Raw genomic sequence first — 2932 nt, 5'->3', positions numbered from 1 at the left:
GCCGGGCGGACCGGGCACCGGTCCCGCGCGGCCCGGGACGGTCGGCCGCACCGGCGGCACGGAGCGGGCCGGGGGAGCGGTCCGCGGACGGGGGTGCTGCGGCGGCGGGCCCTGTCGGCCCGCGCGCGGCGCCGGTCCGTGACCTCCTCCGGGCACTCGCTCGTCCTTCCCGTCGTCCGCCGTCCGTTCCCGGCCCGGTGGCCGTGCGGGACGGGCGGCCGGGCCGGCCTCGGCCGTGCGGAGCACCCGCCGAGACCGTTCGGGTCCGCGCGACCGTCTGGGAGGACAACGGAGCAGCCCGGGGGCACGGTGCGGCCGGAGATCGAACTCACCCGAATGACGGCATCCCGACCGCGTGTCGACGGGCGCAGCCGCGACTATGTGTGACGATCCGGCACCGGGACTGGGCCGGACGGATGTGAGCGAGGTGGCGGGGGAGATCCGCGGGCAGCGACGCGCGAGGATCTCGGGGGATCGACGGCGATCACGGGAGCGAGGGAGCTCGGATGGGGCGTACCGGCACGGTGGCGGGGATCATGGGCGTTCTGGCGGCGGCGGGTGCCCGGCGGCCGGTGCTGCGGCGCTGGCCGGCGTCGGTGGCCCAGATGGCGACCTGCACGCCGGCGTCGGAGATGCCGGTGGCGGACGCCCTGGCGCACGCCGCGCTGGCGGCGGGCGGGGTGGCGGAGCTGGTCCGCGGCAGGCGTGACACCCGGTCGGTCGCCTCCGCGCTCGCCACCGTGGGCATCAACGCGGCCGCGGCGGCGGCGCTGGCCGGGCTCGCGACCGACGCCCGCCGCTCGGCCGTCGTCCTGCAGGAGGCGCTGGCCCCGCTCGGCGTCACGGGGCTGGACCGGCCGATCCCCGGCGCCCTCCGGCGGGTGCGCGAGTGGCGGCAGGGCGCGGGCCGGTACGTCGTCGCGCGGGACGTGGCCTACGGCCCCGAGCCCGAGCACCGGCTCGACGTCTGGGCGCGCCGTGACCTGCACCTGCTGCGCGACGGCGGGCCGGCCCCGGTCCTGCTGCAGGTGCACGGCGGGGCCTGGACGCTCGGCTCGCGCACCAAGGAGGCAGTGCCGCTGATGGCCCACCTCGCGTCCCGCGGCTGGGTGTGTGTGACGGTCGACTACCGGCTCGCGCCCGCGGCGCGGTGGCCCGCGATGATCCTCGACGTCAAGCGGGCGCTGGCCTGGATCCGCGACCACGTCGCCGGGTTCGGCGGCGATCCGGGGTTCGTGGCGGTGACCGGCGGGTCCGCCGGCGGGCACCTGGCCGCGCTCACGGCGTTGACCCCGAACGACCCCGCCTACCAGCCGGGGTTCGAGGAGGCGGACACCTCCGTGCAGGCCGCCGTGCCCTTCTACGGCGTGCACGACTTCACGGTCGACGACCAGGGCCTGTGGAACCTGCTCGAGGGCAAGGTCATCGGGACCACCTACGCCGCCGACGAGGCCACCTACCGCGCGGCCTCCCCGGTGCACCGCGCCGGTCCCGGGGCGCCGCCCTTCCTGGTGGTGCACGGGGACACGGACACGGTGGCGGGCGTGGGGCAGTCGCGGCGGCTGGTCGCGCGGCTGCGTGCGGTGTCCCGGGAGCCCGTCTGCTACGCCGAGCTGCCGCACGCCCAGCACGGCTTCGACGGCCTGCCGACCGCCCGCACCGCGTACACGGTCCGGGCCGTGCACCGCTTCCTCACCGCGGTGCACACCAGGGCGGCGGCGCCGGCGGGGTAGCCGCGATCAGGGCGTGAGCAGGGCCGCCATCCGCTCGCGCAGCAGGGTGGCGGCCGAGTAGGGCCGGACCATGACCGTCAGCTCGGCGAGGCCGTCGGCTCCCTCGCGCAGGATGTCGACGCCCTCGAGCTCCCGATCGCCCACCCGGGCGCGGAAGACCAGCACGTGCCCGGCCTCGCCGGTGAACTCGTCCGTGTAGCGGAAGTCCTCGAACACCTGCACGACCGCCCGCAGGATCGCCCGCAGCGCCTCCCGCCCCTCGTACGGCCGATGGACGATCGGGGAGTGGAACACCGCGTCCGCGGTGAACAGGTCGGTGGCCGCGTCGGCGTCGCCGCGCTCGACGGCGGCCCGGAAGGCTGCTGCGCTCACCCACCCATCCGACCACTCCGGACCGGGACGGCGCCAGCAGGCGGCGGGCCGGCCGCGCCGCCGGCTGCTGACCCGCGACTTCCCGCCGAGGAGTGGCGAGCCGCACTGCGCGGACTCCACCGCACGGCGCAGTGGAGAGCCCGCCGACGGCAGCTCGAAGATCGGCCGGACAGGTGGCCGACGCCAGTTTCCTCAGGGTGTGAGAGAGTTTCGCGTGCCCGTTCCGGACAGTGTGCTCGACACCCTGGGAAAATTGCCCGGGGTGTCGTACGCCTGTGTTCTGGAGCGTGATTCACGGGCCATTCTGGCAGTTGCCGGAAACGACGATTCCGTGCCCGCGACCGAGGAGATCGTCGAGGCGTTCGAGGCCGCGACGGGCGCCGGCGGTCCGCGCGGCGGGGCGCTGCACACCGTCGTCGTGACCGGTGCCCGGGTCGTGCAGGTCCTCGCTCCGCTGCCGCTCGCGGACGACTCGTCCGGCGTGCTGTACCTCCGGCTGGTGCGGGCCCGCGCCACCCTCGCCTCCGTGCTCCGCGAGGTGGAGACGGCGACCCGCGGACGCACCCGGCGTCCGGCGGGGCGGGCACCGGGAGGCGTGGCCGCCATGCTCTCCGCGGGCCGGTCCGCCGCCCCCTCCGGGATCCCCGGCACGCCCTCCGGACCGCCGGCGGCCACTCCGCGGAACCGGCCGTCGCGGTCGAACGGGCGGAGCGCCGCCGCGTCGCCCGGCGTCCGGCCGAGCGCCGGGGCCCGGACCCCGCTCGCCGGAACCCTGGCCGCGCGGCGCTCCGGCGCACGGTCCACCGCGGCCAGGCCGGGCGTGCCGT

The 2932-nt window shown here is 77.1% G+C and carries 3 protein-coding genes; 2 read left to right on the top strand and 1 reads right to left on the bottom strand.

Annotated features, from left to right (window positions below):
- Positions 1-506: 506 nt before the first annotated feature.
- Positions 507-1733: an alpha/beta hydrolase fold domain-containing protein gene (locus tag ACFQH9_RS25595; protein WP_379569793.1), complete on the top strand. Its 1227-nt coding sequence runs from the start codon at positions 507-509 to the stop codon at positions 1731-1733.
- A gap of 6 nt (positions 1734-1739) precedes the next feature.
- Here the strand turns inward: ACFQH9_RS25595 and ACFQH9_RS25590 are convergent, their stop codons facing one another.
- Complete coding sequence (locus tag ACFQH9_RS25590) at positions 1740-2105, bottom strand: nuclear transport factor 2 family protein (protein WP_379569791.1); 366 nt, start codon at positions 2103-2105, stop codon at positions 1740-1742.
- Positions 2106-2436: 331 nt separating this feature from the next.
- Between ACFQH9_RS25590 and ACFQH9_RS25585 the strand changes: the two genes are divergently transcribed.
- Positions 2437-2932 (top strand): hypothetical protein (locus ACFQH9_RS25585; protein ID WP_379569789.1); only part of this gene is annotated, 496 nt, incomplete at its 3' end.

Source organism: Pseudonocardia lutea (assembly GCF_042658055.1).
Lineage (GTDB): Bacteria > Actinomycetota > Actinomycetes > Mycobacteriales > Pseudonocardiaceae > Pseudonocardia > Pseudonocardia lutea.
Note: the sequence above shows the minus strand (reverse complement) of the source record. Positions and strands in the feature narration are given on the sequence as shown.

Excerpts from the sequence above, each read along its gene's own strand:
- ACFQH9_RS25595 (WP_379569793.1), top strand. The coding sequence starts at position 507 with ATGGGGCGTACCGGCACGGTGGCGGGGATCATGGGCGTTCTGGCGGCG.